At 70.2% G+C, this 18,686-nt stretch carries 15 protein-coding genes; 8 read left to right on the plus strand and 7 right to left on the minus strand.

Annotation, left to right across the window (positions count from 1 at the left end; all coding sequences use genetic code 11):
* Position 1: 1 nt before the first annotated feature.
* Both DTL70_RS22000 and DTL70_RS22005 read right to left on the minus strand, forming a co-directional pair.
* Positions 2-268: a hypothetical protein gene (locus DTL70_RS22000; protein ID WP_114023725.1), complete on the minus strand. Its 267-nt coding sequence runs from the start codon at positions 266-268 to the stop codon at positions 2-4.
* A gap of 11 nt (positions 269-279) precedes the next feature.
* Entirely contained in the window at positions 280-1,704 is a 1,425-nt protein-coding gene (locus DTL70_RS22005; RefSeq protein WP_245979542.1) for a sensor histidine kinase, read from the minus strand.
* A gap of 132 nt (positions 1,705-1,836) precedes the next feature.
* On the opposite strand from DTL70_RS22005, the gene DTL70_RS22010 reads away from it, so the two are divergent.
* Positions 1,837-2,421: a hypothetical protein gene (locus tag DTL70_RS22010; protein WP_114023726.1), complete on the plus strand. Its 585-nt coding sequence runs from the start codon at positions 1,837-1,839 to the stop codon at positions 2,419-2,421.
* A 45-nt stretch (positions 2,422-2,466) separates the two neighbouring features.
* On the opposite strand, the gene DTL70_RS22015 is transcribed toward DTL70_RS22010, so the two are convergent.
* The 5 genes from DTL70_RS22015 to DTL70_RS22040 all read right to left on the minus strand — a co-directional run bounded on the left by DTL70_RS22015 (position 2,467) and on the right by DTL70_RS22040 (position 7,288).
* Positions 2,467-3,255, minus strand: coding sequence for a succinate dehydrogenase/fumarate reductase iron-sulfur subunit (locus tag DTL70_RS22015; RefSeq protein WP_114023727.1), 789 nt, complete (start codon positions 3,253-3,255; stop codon positions 2,467-2,469).
* Complete coding sequence (locus DTL70_RS22020; protein WP_114023728.1) at positions 3,252-5,255, minus strand: fumarate reductase/succinate dehydrogenase flavoprotein subunit; 2,004 nt, start codon at positions 5,253-5,255, stop codon at positions 3,252-3,254. The genes DTL70_RS22015 and DTL70_RS22020 overlap by 4 nt, the downstream gene beginning before the upstream one ends.
* A 28-nt stretch (positions 5,256-5,283) precedes the next feature.
* Positions 5,284-6,135: a hypothetical protein gene (locus DTL70_RS22025; RefSeq protein WP_181861034.1), complete on the minus strand. Its 852-nt coding sequence runs from the start codon at positions 6,133-6,135 to the stop codon at positions 5,284-5,286.
* A 74-nt stretch (positions 6,136-6,209) separates the two neighbouring features.
* Entirely contained in the window at positions 6,210-6,497 is a 288-nt protein-coding gene (locus tag DTL70_RS22030; protein WP_114023729.1) for a hypothetical protein, read from the minus strand.
* A 440-nt stretch (positions 6,498-6,937) separates the two neighbouring features.
* The gene (locus DTL70_RS22040) at positions 6,938-7,288 is read right to left on the minus strand and encodes a hypothetical protein (protein ID WP_114023730.1); all 351 of its coding nucleotides are present in this window, start codon (positions 7,286-7,288) and stop codon (positions 6,938-6,940) included.
* A 246-nt stretch (positions 7,289-7,534) separates the two neighbouring features.
* Here DTL70_RS22040 and DTL70_RS22045 point away from each other — a divergent pair, with 246 nt between their 5' ends.
* The 7 genes from DTL70_RS22045 (at position 7,535) to DTL70_RS22075 (ending at position 18,609) form a co-directional block, all read left to right on the plus strand.
* Positions 7,535-9,898: an ABC transporter family substrate-binding protein gene (locus DTL70_RS22045; protein ID WP_114023731.1), complete on the plus strand. Its 2,364-nt coding sequence runs from the start codon at positions 7,535-7,537 to the stop codon at positions 9,896-9,898.
* Between the two features lie 768 nt (positions 9,899-10,666).
* Positions 10,667-12,538: a translational GTPase TypA gene (gene typA / locus DTL70_RS22050; protein WP_114023732.1), complete on the plus strand. Its 1,872-nt coding sequence runs from the start codon at positions 10,667-10,669 to the stop codon at positions 12,536-12,538.
* 445 nt (positions 12,539-12,983) lie between these two features.
* Positions 12,984-14,594 carry a peptide ABC transporter substrate-binding protein gene (locus DTL70_RS22055; RefSeq protein ID WP_114023733.1) on the plus strand — a complete coding sequence of 537 codons (1,611 nt, stop codon included), beginning with the start codon at positions 12,984-12,986 and terminating at the stop codon, positions 14,592-14,594.
* A gap of 85 nt (positions 14,595-14,679) precedes the next feature.
* Complete coding sequence (locus tag DTL70_RS22060; protein WP_114023734.1) at positions 14,680-15,609, plus strand: ABC transporter permease; 930 nt, start codon at positions 14,680-14,682, stop codon at positions 15,607-15,609.
* Positions 15,602-16,546 carry an ABC transporter permease gene (locus tag DTL70_RS22065; protein WP_114023735.1) on the plus strand — a complete coding sequence of 315 codons (945 nt, stop codon included), beginning with the start codon at positions 15,602-15,604 and terminating at the stop codon, positions 16,544-16,546. Before DTL70_RS22060 ends, DTL70_RS22065 begins: the two co-directional genes overlap by 8 nt.
* Positions 16,509-17,540 carry an ABC transporter ATP-binding protein gene (locus DTL70_RS22070; RefSeq protein ID WP_114023736.1) on the plus strand — a complete coding sequence of 344 codons (1,032 nt, stop codon included), beginning with the start codon at positions 16,509-16,511 and terminating at the stop codon, positions 17,538-17,540. Before DTL70_RS22065 ends, DTL70_RS22070 begins: the two co-directional genes overlap by 38 nt.
* Complete coding sequence (locus DTL70_RS22075; RefSeq protein ID WP_281278717.1) at positions 17,533-18,609, plus strand: ABC transporter ATP-binding protein; 1,077 nt, start codon at positions 17,533-17,535, stop codon at positions 18,607-18,609. Before DTL70_RS22070 ends, DTL70_RS22075 begins: the two co-directional genes overlap by 8 nt.
* Positions 18,610-18,686: the final 77 nt, after the last annotated feature.

The following is an 18,686-nucleotide window of genomic DNA, read 5'->3' on the forward strand; positions in this document are numbered from 1 at the left end:
CTCAGGCGTGCAGCGCCCGCGCGGACACCAGCGTGCCCGCGCGGAAGCAGAGCCGGTAGACGTCGCCCGAGCGGTCGTCGAAGGGGTTCGCTGTCATGGCGTAGTACTCGCATCTCGTACCGGGCTCCTGCGGCGGTGGCGGGGGGTGCGGGGGCCGGTGCGAGCTCTGCATGTCGGGCAGCAGCGGGGCGATCCCGTCCCGCTGCTGCCCGGCGCGCAGCCGGCCGAAGTCCTCGGCCGACAGCACCGTCCGCTCGGTCCTCAGCATGTCCCACCACGTCAGTGCGCCCCCAGCAGGGCACAGGCCAGCAGGCAGGAGGTCACGGCGGTGAGCGCCGTACGGCCCATGGCCCGCCGGGCGCGCCGCTGTTCGTCGGCGAAGGGTGCTTCGCATGAGTCCTCCGGAAGCGGCGCCGGGTGGGGCGGGCGGTCGTGGGGGAGTACCGCGCGGAGAGCGAAGCCGCCGTCCAGGGTGGGCCCGTGCCGGAGCGAACCGCCCACCAGGCGGACCCGTTCGGCGAGCCCCGGCAGCCCGTGCCCGCCGACGGCCCGCCGTTCGGGAGCGCCACCCGGCGCGGGACCGTTCACCACCTCGACCCGCGTCACCTCCGCGCCCGCCAGACCGTGCCCGCCACCGCCACCGCCACCGGAGGCGCCCACGCCCAGGCCCGCGACCGTGTCCGCGCCCGCGCCCGCGCCCGCGCCCGGGTCCGTGCCGGTGTCCGCGCCCGCGTCCGTGTCCGCGACCGTGTCCGTGTCGGCACCGGTGCGCGTCACGCGGACCGTGACGGCGGCGCCCGGCGCGTGCTTGGCGACGTTCGTGAGGCCTTCCTGGACGACGCGGTGCGCGGCGTCCAGGACCGCGCGGGGCGGTGCGGCGGCCGACGCCGCGTCCTGGGCGGGCTCGTCCACATACGCGGTGACGGCCAGCCCCGAGGCGGCGGCCTCCTTCAGCAGGCGGGTGACGCCGGTGTCCGCGGGGCGGACGGGCGCGGCCTCGTCCGAGGCGCGCAGGACGCCGATGACGTCGCCGAGCCGGTCGACGGCGGCCTCGGCGCGGCCGCGGATGTCGGCGGCGGCCGCACGGTGCTCGGGGGACAGGCCGGGCGCCAGCTTCAGTGCGCCCGCCGAGAGGGCGAGCAGACCCAGTTCGTGGCCGAGGGCGTCGTGCATGTCCTGCGCGACGCGGGTCCGCTCCCGCTCGCGCGCCTGCTCGGCGACCAGCCGCCGCTCGCGCGTCAACCGCGCGGCCCGCTCCCAACCGGCCTGTGCCAGCTGGCGGTACTGCCGCCAGAAGCGGCCCGCGCACCAGGGCAGCATGCCCGCGAGGAGTACGACGGCCACGAACCGTGTCCCGGGTGTCGGCGAGGCCGCCACCGGCAGCGCGGTCACCATGGCCACGGCGAGGGCCGTGGCGAGCAGCAGCGCGGCGACCCTGCCGCTGCCCCGCCGCAACCCGGCCAGGAAGGCGCAGCCCGCGGTCGCCGCGATCCACCACGGCCCTGCCACGACGGCGAGGACGGCGGCGCCCCCGGCGCCCACCGCCGCCAGATGCCCGCCCGGCACCCGGCGGCGGGAGCGCGGCAGGAGCCCGGCTGCGCGCGGGCGCCCGTCCCGGGGGCGGCGTCGGGCCGCCGGCAGGCGTCCGGCCGCCCGCCGCGGGCCCCTGGGGGCGCAGGACTTCGTACGCACGGCTTCGTTCACGGGAGCGACGGTAGAAGGCCCGTGTCCGGCGCGGTACTGCCGAAAGTCCCATGGCCGGGCGCCGGATCCGGTGCTCGACCCGCTCGCACTAGAGTTCCCCTCCACGACCGCGGCACTCAGGGGGAGAGCCCGATGACCTTCCGGCAGCACATGAGAGCGGCGGTGGCGCGCGTGCTCGCGGAGTTTCCCCCGGACGCGGACGGCGGCATCTACGCGGTCACGTTCCGGATCGACGCGGTCGACCAGGACCCCCGCTTCCCCCACCTTGCGGTCGGCTACGTCACGGAGGGGGAGGTGGCCAGGCAGCTCGCCGTCTCCGCGGCCGCCGACCCGTGGGAGGTGCGCTGGAGCTACGCGTACTTCCCGCCCTCGGGCCTGGAAGGCGTCCGCGTCCTGGGCCACGACGAGGAGCACGATCCGCGCGGCGCCGAGCTGCACCGCGCCGAGTCCGAGGCGGCTGGGCTCTGGTACGAGGACGACGCCCCCGAAGAAGTGCGGGACGAGTGCGCTGCGCGGCTGGACGGCGCCTTCCGCGCGCTCTGTGTCGACGTGGCCGCGGAACTGCACGCGGACGGTGACCTGGTACGGGCCCTGGGGCGTCCGCTGCCCGTGATCCTCTACGACATGTTCGACCCGGAGGAGATGTTCGCGCTCAGCGGCGCGGCCAACCCGCCCGAACTGGTCGCCGACTTCCTCTCGGTGCTCGTGGAGAGCTGACGGGGCGCGGCCCCCGGGTGTGCCGCCCGGGAGCCGGGGAGCACGTCATCCCTGCCGGCGGCGGATCTTGTCGCCGAGCCAGACCAGCGGGTCGTACTTGCGGTCGGCGGCCCGTTCCTTGAGCGGGATGAGGGCGTTGTCGGTGATGCGGATGCCCTCCGGGCACACCTCGGTGCAGCACTTGGTGATGTTGCAGTAGCCGAGCCCGTGCTCGTCCTGGGCGGCGGACTGACGATCCAGGCCCTGCCGGTCGGCGGCGTCCAGCGGGTGCATGTCCAGTTCGGCGACTCGCATCAGGAAGCGCGGCCCGGCGAACGCCGTCTTGTTCTCCTCGTGGTCGCGGACCACATGGCAGGTGTCCTGGCACAGGAAGCACTCGATGCACTTGCGGAACTCCTGCGAGCGCCCGACGTCCTCCTGCTGCATCCGGTACTCACCGGGCGCCAGCTCCCGCGGCGGCACGAACGCGGGCACCTCGCGCGCCTTCTGGTAGTTGAACCCGACGTCGGTCACCAGGTCCCGCACCACGGGAAAGGCCCGCAGCGGGGTCACCGTGATGGTCTCGGCGCGGTCGAAGACCGACATGCGGGTCATGCACAGCAGCCGCGGCCTTCCGTTGATCTCGGCGCTGCACGAGCCGCACTTGCCCGCCTTGCAGTTCCAGCGCACCGCGAGATCGGGTGCCTGGGTGGCCTGGAGGCGGTGGATGATGTCGAGGACGACCTCGCCCTCGTTGACCTCGACGGTGAAGTCCTCGAGGCCGCCACCGTCCACATCGCCGCGCCAGACCTTGAAGTGCGCGTCGTAGCTCGTCGTGTCCGGTGCGGTAGTCACTCGCTCGTCAGCTCCTCGTCGGTCAGGTACTTGATCAACTCCTCCTTCTCGAACAGCTCAAGGAGGTCCTTGCGGATCGGCGGCATCTCGCGGCGGCGGAGGCTGATCCGCTCGGCGCGCTCGCCCCTGCCCTCGGCCGCCTTGAGGGTGCAGACGAGGTTGGCGCGGCGCCACTCGCGGTCCATCTCCGGGTAGTCGTCGCGGGTGTGCCCGCCGCGCGACTCCGTGCGGTTGAGCGCGGCACGGGCCACGCACTCGCTGACCAGCAGCATGTTGCGCAGGTCGAGCGCCAGGTGCCAGCCCGGGTTGAACTGCCGGTGGCCCTCCACCGTGGCCCTTCCGGCGCGCTCGCGCAGGTCGCCGAGGCGCTCCAGCGCCTCGGACATCTCCTCCTCGCGCCGGATGATGCCGACCAGCTCGTTCATGGACTGCTGGAGTTCCTGGTGGACCGCGTACGGGTTCTGGGCGGGGCGGCCCCCGCCGCGGGAGACACCGGAGGCGCCTGTGGAGCCCGTGGCCCCCGAGGGGCCATCGGCACCCGGCTCCTCCGCCTCGCCGAACGGGCGCAGCGCCTCGGCCGCCGCCGCGTCGACCTGCTCGGCGCCGACCGCAGGGCGCCCGCCCGCGCACGCGCGCGCGTACTCCGCCGCGTGCAGGCCGGCGCGCCGCCCGAAGACCAGCAGGTCGGACAGCGAGTTGCCGCCCAGCCGGTTGGAGCCGTGCATCCCGCCGGCGACCTCGCCCGCCGCGAAGAGCCCCGGCACGCCGCGCGCCGCCGCGGTGTCCGAGTCGACGTCCACGCCGCCCATGACGTAGTGGCAGGTGGGGCCGACCTCCATCGGCTCCGCCGTGATGTCCACGTCAGCCAGCTCGCGGAACTGGTGGTGCATCGAGGGCAGCCGCCGCTTGATCGTCTCGGCGGGCATCCGGGTGGAGACGTCCAGGAAGACGCCGCCGTGCGGGGAGCCGCGCCCGGCCTTGACCTCGGCGTTGATGGCGCGGGCCACCTCGTCGCGCGGCAGCAGCTCGGGCGGGCGGCGGTTGCTGTCCGGGTCCTCGTACCAGCCGTCGGCCTCCTGCTCGGACTCGGCGTACTTCTCCTTGAAGACGTCCGGCACGTAGCCGAACATGAACCGCTTGCCCTCGGAGTTGCGCAGCACCCCGCCGTCGCCGCGCACCGACTCGGTGACCAGGATGCCCTTCACCGACGGCGGCCAGACCATTCCGGTGGGGTGGAACTGCACGAACTCCATGTTGATCAGCGAGGCCCCGGCCAGCAGCGCCAACGCGTGCCCGTCGCCCGTGTACTCCCAGGAGTTGGAGGTCACCTTGAACGACTTGCCGATGCCGCCGGTCGCCAGCACCACCGCCGGCGCCTCCAGCACGAAGAAGCGGCCGCTCTCCCGCTCGTAGCAGAAGGCGCCGCTCACTCTCCCGCCCTCGTCCCCGTCCTCGCCGTCCTCCTTCAGGATCCGCGTGACGGTGCACTCCTGGAAGACCTTGATGCGGGCCTCGTAGTCGCCGCTCTCCTTGAAGTCCTCCTGCTGGAGGGAGACGACCTTCTGCTGGAGCGTACGGATCAGCTCCAGGCCCGTACGGTCGCCGACGTGCGCGAGGCGCGGGTACTCGTGGCCGCCGAAGTTGCGCTGCGAGATCCGCCCGTCCTTCGTACGGTCGAACAGCGCCCCCCACGTCTCCAGCTCCCACACCCGGTCGGGGGCCTCGCGGGCGTGCAGCTCGGCCATCCGCCACTGGTTGAGGAACTTGCCGCCGCGCATCGTGTCGCGGAAGTGGACCTGCCAGTTGTCGCCGTCGTTGACGTTGCCCATGCTGGCGGCGATGCCGCCCTCGGCCATCACCGTGTGGGCCTTGCCGAACAGGGACTTGCAGATCACCGCCGTGCGCAGCCCCCTCTCGCGCGCCTCGATCGCGGCGCGCAACCCGGCGCCGCCCGCGCCGATGATGACGACGTCCCACTGGTGGCGTTCGACGTGTGCCATGTCGCTGTATTCCCTCTCACATCTCTCTTCAGAAGAAGCGCGGGTCGGTGAACGCGCCGGTGGCCAGCAGGTAGACGTAGAAGTCCGCGAGCGCCACGCTGATCAACGAGGCCCAGGCGAGCAGCATGTGCCGCTCGTTGAGCTTTCCGACCCAGCCCCACATGCGGTAGCGCACCGGGTGCTTGGAGAAGTGCCGCAGCCGGCCGCCCACGATGTGGCGGCAGGAGTGGCACGAGAGGGTGTACGCCCAGATCAGCACGATGTTGACGAGGAAGATCAGGGTGCCCAGACCCATGTGTCCCCACGCGTACTCCGCGTTGCGGAAGCCGAGCAGGGTGTCCCAGGTGAGGACCGCCGCGACGAGCAGCGCCGCGTAGAAGAAGTAGCGGTGGATGTTCTGCAGGATCAGCGGGAAGCGGGTCTCGCCGGAGTACGTCTTGTGCGGCTCGGCCACCGCACAGGCCGGGGGAGAGGCCCAGAACCCGCGGTAGTAGGCCTTGCGGTAGTAGTAGCAGGTGAGCCGGAAACCCAGCGGGAAGATCAGGATGAGCAGCGCAGGGGAGAGCCCCCACCACTGGCCGAACAGTGCCCAGTTGGGTCCGCCCTTCATCGTCGCGCAGTTGTCCGCCAGGCACGGCGAGTAGAACGGCGACACGTAGGGCGCGTGGTAGTAGTCGGCGCCCGCGAACGCGCGCCAGGTGGAGTAGACGACGAACGCCAGCAGCCCCAGCACGGTGACCGCGGGCGCCAGCCACCAGCGGTCCTTGCGCAGGTGCGGCGCGGCGATGGCGGCGCGCGTGCTCCCGCGTACGCCGGTGGCTTGGGGGCCCGCGGTCTGTCGGGGCCCCGTGTTCTGTTGGGGTTCGGTGCCAGTGGCCAACGGAATCTCCGGAAGAGACGACGGGGATCAAGGGCGGCAAGGGCCTGCCGTGTGAACTCGCAGTATCCATCGAGTCACGGTGCGTGCCGGTCGCGCGCCCCCAGCCCCTCGTCGTCGACATCCATCCACAGGCCGGGGTCGTAGGGCTGGTCGGAAATCGTCACCATCTCGGCGCGCGGCGCACCGGGCTGCCGCGGCGCGGTGGCTCTCAACAGGGAGAGCGATTCCCGCAGGTGCTCGGTGTCGCTGCGCATCCGCCGGATCTCCAGCCCGCTGCCGACGTGCTGTTCGAGTCGGCTGACGCAGCGTGCGAGATCGTCCAGACAGCGCTGAGCGACCGTCAGTTCATCGTGCAGAGACATGAGTTGCCCACCTCCGCTAGGCCGCGGCCAGCTTGGTCCATGCGCCTGGCGAGTGTTGCGCGTCACACTCCTTCTTGTGAAGAGTGCGACACGTCTTTCCGCCCGTACGGGTCACCTCGCGCGGGGCGCGAAGTTGCCACGCCCGGGTACGGCGCCCACCGGACGTCGCGGTGCGGGGCCGTCCGTCCGGGGGTCAGTACACGGTCACCTGCCGGATATAGATGCGTTCATGCCTCACGACGATGAGGTACTCGAACATGCCACCTGGTACGTGAGCTGTCGCGCTCTTGGGGTTCTCCCCCTGGTAGGCGGAGCCTTCCAGGGGAAGCGCGGCGGCCGCGCGGGCAAGCTCGTCGGCGCGGCTTCGACCTGTGCGACGAAGCCCGGATCAGCTCCTCCGACCAGGTACTCCTCCGACGGGTCGTATTCCCATTCCCAGCTCACTCGCCGAGCTCCCGGTAGGCGGCGCGGAGGATGTCGCCCGACTCGTGGACGTGGTGCCGAGCCTGCTCGGGGTCTTCCGAGACGTGAGCGAGGTACTCGGCGCGGTGGAAACGGCGCGCCTGGGCCGGAAACCGTTCGATCTCGATGACGGCGGCCCAGCGCAGGAGGAAGCCGCGCAAAGGGCCGATGGTGCTTTGCCGGACAGCTTCGGCGAGGGCCTCGTCCTTCTCTCTGTCCATGTCGGGCAACCGCCCGGGGGCGACGACGGAGAGTGCTTCCCGGAGTGCGCCGGGGGTGCGTTCGGGGCGGGGAACCAGTTCGGCCTGTTCCTCGGGGTGGGTGGTCATGTGCCGGTTCTCCTCGCGGTGACTGTGCGCCAGTCTGCCTTGTTCCGGGGCGGGAGTCGGGGAAACGGCGGAGCGGGACCTCGCGCGGTGCGGTGCTCCGCACGGGTGACGTGCGGAGCCCACACGTCGCGTCTGGCGGACTCCCGGGTTTGGGTGCGCCGCGAGTGGGGCGAAAAGATGTGATGAACCGCAAAAACCGCCAGAAGAGGACGTTGCGGGCGCGCGGTCAGCCCCGGAGGTTTCAGCATGCGAGCCGTCCCAGCCGAGTCAGCACGGCCCCCGTGGCCGCCACAGCCAGCACAGTCCCCCCGCCGCACGGTCCTGCGCCACAGCTCCGGCAACCGCCGGCACCGCGGCGGGGCCCGGCGATGGGTCGCCGGACTGGTCGCCGGAGTACTGCTGCCGCTGGCCGCATGCAGCGCGGGAGACTCCCAGGACGGCGCGGCGGGCGCCGGCATCGGGCAGGGCTCGGCCGACGCGGACGGCGACATCCACGGCACCGAGCGCGCGCAGGTCACCTCCGGCGGCACCCTGCGCTGGGCGGTCGACGCCAAGCCCACCACCTTCAACGTCTTCCAGCCCGACGCCACCGAGGCCACCGAGCGGGTCGCCGGAGCCACCCTGCCCGCGCTGTTCACCCTCGACAAGCACGGGAAGGCCCAGCTGAACAAGGACTTCCTGCGCGGCGCCGAGGTCACCGCGACCGAACCGCGGCAGACCGTCGTCTACAAGCTCAACCCGAAAGCACGCTGGAGCGACGGCCGCCGCCTGTCCGCAGCCGACTTCCGCGCCCAGTGGAAGGCGCTGCGCGGCAAGGACAAGGCGTACTGGACGGCACGCAACGCCGGCTACGACCGCATCAAGAAAATCTCCGCGGGACAGCACGCGGGCGAGGTCGAGGTCGTCTTCGCCAAGCCCTACGCGGACTGGCGGTCGCTGTTCACCCCGCTCTACCCGAAGCAGGCGATGCGCAGCCCGCACGCCTTCAACGACGGCTCCCGCACCGAGCTCGCCGCCGTGGCAGGACCCTTCAAGGTCACCAAGGCCGACAAGGACCGCGAGCACACCGTCCTGCGGCGCAACCCCCGCTGGTGGGGCGAGCGCGCGAAACTCGACCGCATCGTGCTGACCGCCGTACCCCGCGACAAGCGCGCCAAGGCGCTGACCAAGGGGAAGATCGACGTCGCCGACATCAGCGGCTCCGCCGCGAAGAAGATCGGCGTCGCGAACGGTCTCGGCGGCCCCCAGCGCCCCGACGCGGCGAAGAAGCGCTCCGAGAAGCAAGAGGCGAAGCTGCGCGAGAAGCGCCGCCGCGAGGCCCGTAAGAAGTTCGGCGCGGCCACCGCCGAGCAACTCGGCTCCTACGAGGTGCGCCGCGCCCTCGACCCCGCCTACACCCAGCTCGCCCTCAACGGCTCCCGCGGGCCGCTGTCCGACGAACGGGTACGCCGCGCCGTCGCCCGCGCCATCGACCGCGACGAGCTCGCCAAGCAGGCGCTGGAGGGCACAGGCCTGCCCGACAAACCACTCGGCAGCCACCTGCGGATGACCAACCAGGACGGCTACCAGGACAACAGCGACGCGGTCGGCGGCGAGGACATCGACTCCGCGCAGTCCCTCCTCGCGGATGCGGGCTGGAAGGCCGGCGGCCCCCTCGCCCAGGGCAAGAGCGGAGCAGGCGCCGACGAGCCCTCCGCCGGAACCCCCCCGAAGTCCGGCGAGCGGGACGGCCGGGAAAAGCCACAGGGCGGACCGGCCGAGCCGCCGGCCGCCGCGGCGTCCCCGCAGGCGGGCGCCCGCGCGCCCTACCGCGCCGAAGCCGAGGCCTCCGTGCCGCGGCTCACCGCGGCGCAGATCGCCCAGGTGGTCGACAAGCCGCTCGGACTGACCGTCTCCACCACCACCCAGCGCGGCGCCATCCTCGCCCAGGCCGCACACGCGCGCCTCGCCTCGGCCAAGGAATCGGGCTCCCAGCGGAAGCTGAGCCGGGCCGAGTCCGCGCTGAAGACGGCACAGAAGGTACAGGCCACGGCCGACGAGATGCGCACCCTCGCGGTCGACCCGGCCGGCGCCGTACGCAGCAAGGGCGGCAAACCGCTGGCCCTCCGCTTCGTCCTGCCCGCCGGCAAGGGCTCCGCCCAGCTGCGGGCCACGGGCGAGCGCATCGCGCAGATGCTCGACGAAATCGGCATCCGCACGCAGATCAAGGAAGTACCCGGCGAAAGCTACTTCAAGGACCACATCGCCACGGGCGACTACGACCTGGCGCTCTACGCCTGGCCCGCGACCGCCTTCCCCGCGACCGAGGCCCGGCCGATCTTCGCCAAGCCGCAGCCCGCCTCCGACGGCTCGCTGCTCGTCGAGCAGAACTACGCACGGGTGGGCACCGACCGGATCGACCAGCTCTTCGAGCAGGCGGCAGGGGAACTGGACGACGGGGCGCGCAAGGAACTGATGGAGAAGGCGGACGCACGGATCTGGGCAGTGGCCGGATCCCTGCCCCTCTACCAGCGCCCGCAACTGATCGCGGCCAAGCGCGACCTGGCCAACGTCGGAGCGTTCGGCTTCAGCACGCCCCACTACGAGGACATCGGCTACCGCCGCACCTGAGCCCTCCCGCACCGTGCCGGCTCCCGAACCCGGGAGCCGGCACGGCCGCCTCGGCACACCGGGCGCGCCCCCGGTGCGCCCTCCGCCCTGCGGGCGCGGGAACGGGGCGGCGCCGCCCCGTTCCCGCGGGGCCCCGCCCGCGGGAACGTGAGGGTGCCCTCGACGGGTGGGAACACGGGGCCGGCCCGACGGCGCCCGAGTACTGACGGTGACACCCCCTCCGGACGGCGGCCCCACCCGAGGAGCGGGTGCACCGCGCGGCGGTGCGTTCGGGGGCGGGTAGGGCACGCGCGGCCCGGTGGTGGCCGGGTGCGGGTGGCGGTGGTCTACCGGGCGGGGGCCCGCTCGGTGCCGGGCGGCCCGTGGGGCGGCGCGTCGTGGGTGAGCGCCCTGGTGTGACGATGAGCACCTGGCGGGTGAGGAGTAGGCACTCGGCTCAGCGAACCGGTCCGGGCGCGGGTGGGTGGGGCAGGCGCCGTGACGGGGAGGCGCAGGCCAGGTGCGGCACAGCGGCCCCGCGGCCCAGCGGCTTACGCGGCACAGTGCGGGCCCGCATGGGGCGGAAGTGCGGTCGGGTGGTCCGGCGGTAGCCGGTGGCGTGGCGGCCCCGTCGGGGGCTTCGCGTGGCTGCCCGTACCATGGCGTGTGAGGCCGCGGCGAGCCGAGCCCGGCATCAGGGCCCGCGGCCCGGCCCTCACGGGCCGGGGGCGCCCCGGCCGGAGGCCGGGGGAGCGCGGCCTCATCCGTCAACCCGGGAGACACCCCTCAGTGCCCACGCGCCACGACATCCGCAACGTCGCCATCGTCGCCCACGTCGACCACGGCAAGACGACTCTCGTCGACGCCATGCTCAAGCAGGCCGGAGCCTTCGCGGCCCACCAGCTCGAATCCGTCGACGACCGGGTGATGGACTCCAACGACCTGGAGCGCGAGAAGGGCATCACCATTCTCGCCAAGAACACCGCGGTCAGGTACCACCCCAAGGACGGTGGTGACCCCGTCACCATCAACATCATCGACACTCCGGGCCACGCCGACTTCGGCGGCGAGGTCGAGCGGGGTCTGTCGATGGTGGACGCGGTCGTCCTGCTCGTCGACTCCTCCGAGGGGCCGCTGCCGCAGACCCGCTTCGTGCTGCGCAAGGCGCTGGAGGCCCGGCTTCCGGTGATCCTCTGCGTGAACAAGACGGACCGTCCCGACGCCCGGATCTCGGAGGTCGTGGACGAGACCTACGACCTGTTCCTCGATCTGGACGCCGACGAGGAGCAGATCGAGTTCCCGATCGTCTACGCCTGTGCGCGGGACGGCATCGCCTCGCTGACCCAGCCGGCGGACGGCGCGGTGCCGGCGGACAGCAGCAATCTGGAGCCGTTCTTCACCACGCTGCTGGAGACGGTTCCCGCGCCCACCTTCGAGGAGGCGGCGCCGCTCCAGGCGCACGTCACCAACCTGGACGCCGACAACTTCCTGGGCCGGATCGCGCTGCTGCGTGTGGAGGCGGGCGAGCTGAAGAAGGGCCAGACCGTGGCCTGGATGAAGCGCGACGGCTCGGTGCAGAGCGTGCGTATCACCGAGTTGATGATGACCGACGCGCTGACCCGCAAGCCGGCCGAGAAGGCGGGCCCCGGGGACATCTGCGCCGTCGCCGGTATCCCGGACATCATGATCGGTGAGACGCTCGCCGACCCGGAGAACCCGGTCGCGCTCCCGTTGATCACCGTGGACGAGCCCGCGATCTCCATGACGATCGGCACGAACAACTCTCCGCTGGTGGGCAAGGGCGGCAAGGGGCACAAGGTCACCGCGCGGCTGGTCAAGGACCGGCTGGACCGGGAGCTGATCGGTAACGTCTCGCTGCGCGTCCTGCCGACGGAGCGCCCCGACACCTGGGAGGTGCAGGGCCGTGGTGAGCTGGCGCTGGCGATTCTGGTGGAGACGATGCGCCGGGAGGGCTTCGAGCTGACGGTGGGCAAGCCGGAGGTCGTCACTCGCGAGATCGACGGCAAGGTCCACGAGCCGGTGGAGCGCATGACGATCGACGCCCCCGAGGAGTACCTGGGTGCGATCACCCAGCTCATGGCGTCCCGCAAGGGCCGTATGGAGACGATGACCAACCACGGTTCCGGCTGGGTGCGGATGGAGTGGCTGGTTCCGGCGCGGGGCCTGATCGGTTTCCGTACCGAGTTCCTGACCGAGACCCGGGGGACCGGCATCGCGCACTCGCTCTTCGAGGGCCACGAGCCGTGGTTCGGGGATCTGCGCACGCGCCGCAGCGGGTCGCTGGTCGCGGACCGGGCGGGCAAGGCGACGCCTTTCGCGATGATGAACCTGCAGGAGCGCGGTGTGATCTTCATCGAGCCCGGCACCGAGGTGTACGAGGGCATGCTGGTCGGCGAGAACTCCCGTTCCGACGACATGGATGTCAACATCACCAAGGAAAAGAAGATGACCAACATGCGCGCGGCCTCCGCCGACACGACGGAGAACCTGGTGCCGCCGCGCAAGCTGTCGCTGGAGCAGTCCCTGGAGTTCTGCCGCGAGGACGAGTGCATCGAGGTGACACCGGAGACGGTCCGTATCCGCAAGGTGAACCTCGACATGAAGGAGCGCGCGCGGGCTGCCGCGCGGGCCAAGAGGTAGCCGGGCCAGGACGCGGCCGGTCCGCGAGGTAGCCGGGCCAGGACGCGGCCGGGCCCCGAAGGCAGTCGGTGCCCGGTTGCGCAGCGTAGCGATTGGTGCGGAAGCGGAGAGGGCCACGCCCGCGGGGCGTGGCCCTCTCCGCATTCCGGTGTCCGGATAACGGTTCGGCAACCTGAGCGACTGTCCGTTTTGGTGGGGTTCTCGGAGTCGTTCTTGTCGCTTAACGGACAACCGGATGTAGGTGTAATCAAACCGAGACTCTTCACATCTGGTCCACACGGGGGGTGAGGGCAGATAGTGAGTGCATCGAGCTCGGGTTAATGGGTCACGCACCGTCAGGTGGGCGGCGACTCCGCGAGCGTGGGGGCGTGTAGCACGGACCGGCAGGCTGCCGGCCATGGCACCGCCCCTTCTTCCTTGGTGAACGACTCTAGGAGGTCGCTCCATGCGTGGTGCGAAGATGATGCAGTGGTCCGCTCTTGCGGCGGCCGTGGCGCTGGCCGCCACGGCGTGCGGTGGCGGTTCCGGCGACGACGGCAACGCGTCGGGCAAGCCCGCCGGGTACGTCTCGATGTTCAACGGCGAACCCCAGCACCCGCTGATGCCGTCCAACACGAACGAGAAGTTCGGCGGCTACGTCATCGACGCGCTGTTCACCGGCCTCGTCGGCTACGACGGCAAGGGCGAGCTGAAGAACGAGAACGCCGAGTCGGTGAAGTCCAAGGACAACAAGACCTGGACTGTCAAGCTCAAGAAGGGCTGGAAGTTCCACGACGGCACGGACGTGACCGCCGAGTCGTACGTCAAGGCGTGGAACTGGATGGCCAACGTCGAGAACAAGCAGGCCAACAGCTACTGGTTCGGCGACATCAAGGGCTACGAGGACGTCCACCCGGAGAAGGGCAAGCCCAAGAAGGACGAGATGGAGGGGCTGAAGGTCGTCGACGACCACACCTTCACCATCGAGCTGGCCAAGCCGGTTCCGTACTTCGAGTACAAGCTGGGCTACAAGACCTTCACGCCGCTGCCCGAGTCCTTCTACAAGGACCCCAAGGCGTTCGGCCAGAAGCCGGTCGGCAACGGCCCGTACAAGTTCCAGAAGTGGACCCACAACAAGCTGATCCAGGTCAAGGCCGTGGACAGCTACAAGGGCTCCAACAAGGCCAAGAACAAGGGCGTCCAGTTCAAGACCTACTCCAAGCTGGAGTCGGCCTACCAGGACGCGCTGTCCGGCAACCTGGACCTGGTCGACGGCGTCGGCCCGAAGGACCTGCCCAAGCGCAAGTCCGACTTCGGCGACCGCGCGCTCGACGTCCCGTACGCGGGCACCCAGAGCATCGTCCCGGCCGTCTACTCCAAGCCGTTCAAGGACGTGGACCCGAAGGTCATCCAGGGCCTGTCGATGGCGATCGACCGCGAGACGATCACCAAGACGGTGCTCCAGGGCACCCGCATCCCCTCCAAGGCGTTCACCCCGCCGCAGGTCAAGGGCTACCAGAAGCTGGACACCGACGTCCTGACCTACAACCCGAAGAAGGCCAAGAAGTACATCAAGGACGGCGGCGGCATCCCGGGCAACAAGATCTGGATCCAGTACAACGCCGACGGCGGCCACAAGGAATGGGTGACGGCTGTCTGCAACAGCATCACCAAGGCCACCGGCGTGAAGTGCGTGGGTGACTCCAAGCCGGACTTCCAGACCGACCTCGAGGCCCGCCAGGCCAACAAGGTCAAGGGCACCTACCGGGGCGGCTGGCTCGCGGACTACCCGCTGAACGTGAACTTCATGCAGGACCTGTACAAGACCGGCGCCTCCACCAACTACGGCCGGTTCTCCGACAAGAAGGTCGACGAGCTCTTCGAGAAGGGCGACCACGCCGAGACGCTGGAGGGGTCCATCAAGGACTACCAGGCGGCCGAGAAGGAACTGCTCAAGAAGATGCCGGCCATCCCGCTGTGGGACTACGCGGCCAACATCGTGCACGGCGAGGGCATCGACGACGTCAAGGTCGGCTTCGACGGCAACGTCCTCCTGACCGACATCACCGTCAAGTAGCAGCACCCGGGAAGACGCCGGGGCCGCACCGCCACGAGCGGCGGCCCCGGCCGTTCCCGAGCTCCCTTTCCGTTACGGAGGCACTATGGGGCGCTATGTCGCACGGCGACTGCTCCAGATGATCCCGGTCTTCATCGGGTCGACTCTGCTGATCTTCTGCATGATGTTCGCGCTGCCCGGCGACCCCGTGGCGGCGCTCTTCGGTGAGAAGAAGCCCGACCCGGCGCAGATCGCCACGATCAAGCATCAGCTCGGTCTCGACCTGCCGTTGTGGCACCAGTACTGGAACTACCTCACCGGTCTTTTCCAGGGCGACTTCGGCACCCAGATAGCCACTCAGAGACCGGTCGCCGAGGTGATCTCGCAGGCGTTCCCCGTGACCGTCCGGCTCACGCTGTTCGCCTTCTTCTTCACCGTTCTCATCGGTGTACTGCTCGGCCTGGTCTCCGGCCTGTTCGCCGAGAAAGTGTTCGACCGGGTCGTGCTGATCTTCACGCTGCTGCTGATCTCGGTGCCCAGCTTCGTCCTCGGCTACCTCTTCCAGTACTTCTTCGCCTTCCAGCTCGGCTGGCTGACCCCCACGGTGCAGGACTCCCGAGATATGGGGCAGTTGCTGCTGCCCGCGCTCGTCCTCGCCGCGCTCTCCTTGGCGTATGTCACACGGCTGACCCGCACCTCGGTGGCGGAGAACAAACGGGCCGACTACATCCGCACCGCCGTCGCCAAGGGGCTGCCCCGGCGCCGGGTGGTCGGTGTCCACCTGCTGCGCAACTCGCTGATCCCCGTCGTCACCTTCCTCGGTACCGACATCGGCGCGTTGATGACCGGGGCGATCGTCACCGAAGGCATCTTCAACGTGCACGGCGTCGGTAACACCATCTTCGAGGCGCTCAACCGCCGCGAGGGATCCACGGTCGTCGGCATCGCCACGCTGATCGTCATCGTCTACCTCGTCGCAAGCCTGCTCGTCGACCTGCTTTACGCGGTCCTGGACCCGAGGATCCGTTATGACTGAGACCCTGAACGTGTCCGCCTCGGCGTCCACCGACCCCAAGCCCGCTCCGCCGGGCAACGACGCCAAGCCGGCCAAGGGGCGCAGTCTGTGGTCGGACGCCTGGCACGATCTGCGCCGGAACCCGCTCTTCGTCATCTCGGCCGTGCTGATCGTGGTGCTGCTGGTGATGGTGGCCTTCCCCAGCCTGTTCACCTCGGCTTCCCCGACGGTGGGCGACCTGACGCACCACTACCAGGGCAAGCCCAACTACAGCCACTTCTTCGCGGAGGACTGGTTCGGGTACGACACCCAGGGCCGCTCCGTGTGGGCGCGCATGGTCTACGGTGCCCGCGCGACCGTCCTCGTCGGCGTCCTGGTGACGCTCTTCGTGACGATCCTCGGCGGCCTCGTCGGCCTCGTCGCCGGCTACTTCGGCGGCTGGATCGACAGCGTGCTCTCCCGGATCACCGACATCTTCCAGGGCATCCCCTTCCTGCTGGGTGCCATGGTGGTGCTGACCACCTTCACCGAGGGCAACGTCTGGGTGGTGATCACCGCGCTGCTCTTCCTCGGCTGGACGCAGATCGCCCGTGTCGCCCGCGGCTCGGTGATCACCGTCAAGCAGAGCGACTACGTGCACGCCGCGAAGTCGCTGGGCGCGAGCACGGCGCGGATCATGTTCCGGCACATCGTGCCCAACGCGGTCGCTCCCGTCATCGTCGTCGCCACGACGGCGCTCGGCGGTTACATCGCGGCCGAGGCGACCCTCTCCTACCTGGGTATCGGCCTGGCCGAGCCCACGGTCTCCTGGGGTGTCGACGTCTCCGCCGGCAAGGACGGCCTGCGTACCGCGCCCCACATGCTCATTTCCCCCGCCATCATGGTCTCCCTGACCGTCCTGGCGTTCATCATGCTCGGCGATGCGGTCCGCAACGCCCTCGATCCCAAGAGCCGTTGAGGGAGGCGCGCCTCATATGACCCTGCTCGAAGTGCGGGACCTGCACGTCGATTTCCACACCCGGGACGGCATCGTCAAGGCCGTCAACGGTGTGAACTACCAGGTCGAGGCCGGCGAGACGCTCGCGGTGCTCGGCGAGTCCGGTTCAGGCAAGTCGGTGACCGCCCAGGCGATCATGGGCATCCTGGACATGCCGCCCGGGCGCATCCCCCAGGGGAAGATCCTCTTCCACGGCGAGGACATGCTCGCGATGTCCAAGGAGGAGCGCCGCAAGATCCGCGGCGCCCGCATCGCCATGATCTTCCAGGACGCGCTCTCCTCCCTGAACCCGGTGCTGACCGTCGGCTACCAGCTGGCGGAGATGTTCCGCGTCCACCAGGGCGCCTCCCGCAAGGAGGCGAAGGCCAAGGCCATCGAGCTGATGGACCGGGTGAAGATCCCGGCCGCCAAGGCCCGGGTGAGCGACTACCCGCACCAGTTCAGCGGCGGCATGCGGCAGCGCATCATGATCGCGATGGCGTTGGCGCTGGAGCCCGATCTGATCATCGCGGACGAGCCGACGACCGCGCTGGACGTCACGGTGCAGGCGCAGGTGATGGAGCTGCTGGCGGATCTGCAGCGTGAGTTCAACATGGGGCTCATCCTGATCACCCATGACCTGGGTGTGGTGGCGGACGTCGCGGACAAGATCGCGGTGATGTACGCGGGCCGGATCGTGGAGACGGCGCCGGTCAAGGAGCTGTACAAGGCTCCGGCCCACCCCTACACCAAGGGGCTGCTGGAGTCCATTCCCCGCCTCGACCAGAAGGGCAAGGAGCTCTACGCGATCCAGGGCCTGCCGCCCAACATGGCCAAGGTTCCCGACGGCTGCGCCTTCCACCCGCGCTGCCCCGTCGCACGGGACGTCTGCCGCAGTGAACTGCCCCCGCTCGCCGAGGTCGGCGAAGGACGCGGCAGCGCGTGCCACTTCTGGAAGGAGACCCTCGGTGAGTGAGAAGCCTCAGCTGACCAAGCAGACCGAGAGCTCGTATGCGGCGGGCGAGCCGATCCTCGAGGTGCGGGACCTGGTCAAGCACTTCCCGCTGACGCAGGGCGTTCTCTTCAAGCGGCAGGTCGGCGCGGTCAAGGCCGTCGACGGCATCTCCTTCGACCTCTACCCGGGCGAGACGCTGGGCATCGTCGGCGAGTCCGGCTGCGGCAAGTCGACCGTGGCCAAGCTGCTGATGAACCTGGAGGCGCCGACCTCCGGGACCATCCGCTACAAGGGCGAGGACATCACCAAGCTGTCGGGGCGTGCTTTGAAGGCGGTGCGGCGGAACATCCAGATGGTGTTCCAGGATCCGTACACGTCGTTGAATCCGCGGATGACGGTGGGTGACATCATCGGGGAGCCGTTCGACATCCATCCGGAGGTGGCGCCGAAGGGGGACCGGCGGGCCAAGGTGCAGGAGCTGCTGGATGTGGTGGGGCTGAACCCGGAGTATGTGAACCGGTATCCGCACCAGTTCAGCGGGGGTCAGCGGCAGCGCATCGGGATCGCGCGGGGTCTGGCGCTGCGTCCGGAGATCATCGTGGCGGACGAGCCGGTCTCGGCGCTGGACGTCTCGGTGCAGGCGCAGGTCGTCAACCTGATGGAGCGCCTCCAGGACGAGTTCGGCCTCTCGTACATGTTCATCGCGCACGACCTGTCGATCGTGCGGCACATCTCCGACCGCGTCGGCGTGATGTACCTGGGCAAGATGGCGGAGATCGGCAGCGACGAGGAGATCTACGAGCACCCGACGCACCCGTACACGCAGGCGCTGCTGTCGGCCGTGCCGGTGCCCGATCCCGAGGCGGAGGGGCGCAGGGAGCGGATCGTGCTGGAGGGCGACGTGCCCTCACCGGCGAATCCGCCGTCGGGCTGCCGGTTCCGTACCCGCTGCTGGAAGGCGGAGGCGCGCTGCGCCGAAGAGGTGCCTCTGCTGGCGATTCCCGCGCCGTTCGAGGAGGCGGAGTCGGGCGCCGCGCACCCGTCGGCCTGCCACTTCGCCGAGGAGCGGGCGGCCGTGGTCGCGGTCTGAGTCCGGCCCTGGGGGCTGTCGTGCCCGCCCGTGTGGTCCATACGGGTTCCGGCCCTCCGGGGCCCGGGCACGGCATC

The sequence above is a fragment of the Streptomyces diacarni genome, from assembly GCF_003323715.1.
Lineage (GTDB): Bacteria > Actinomycetota > Actinomycetes > Streptomycetales > Streptomycetaceae > Streptomyces > Streptomyces diacarni.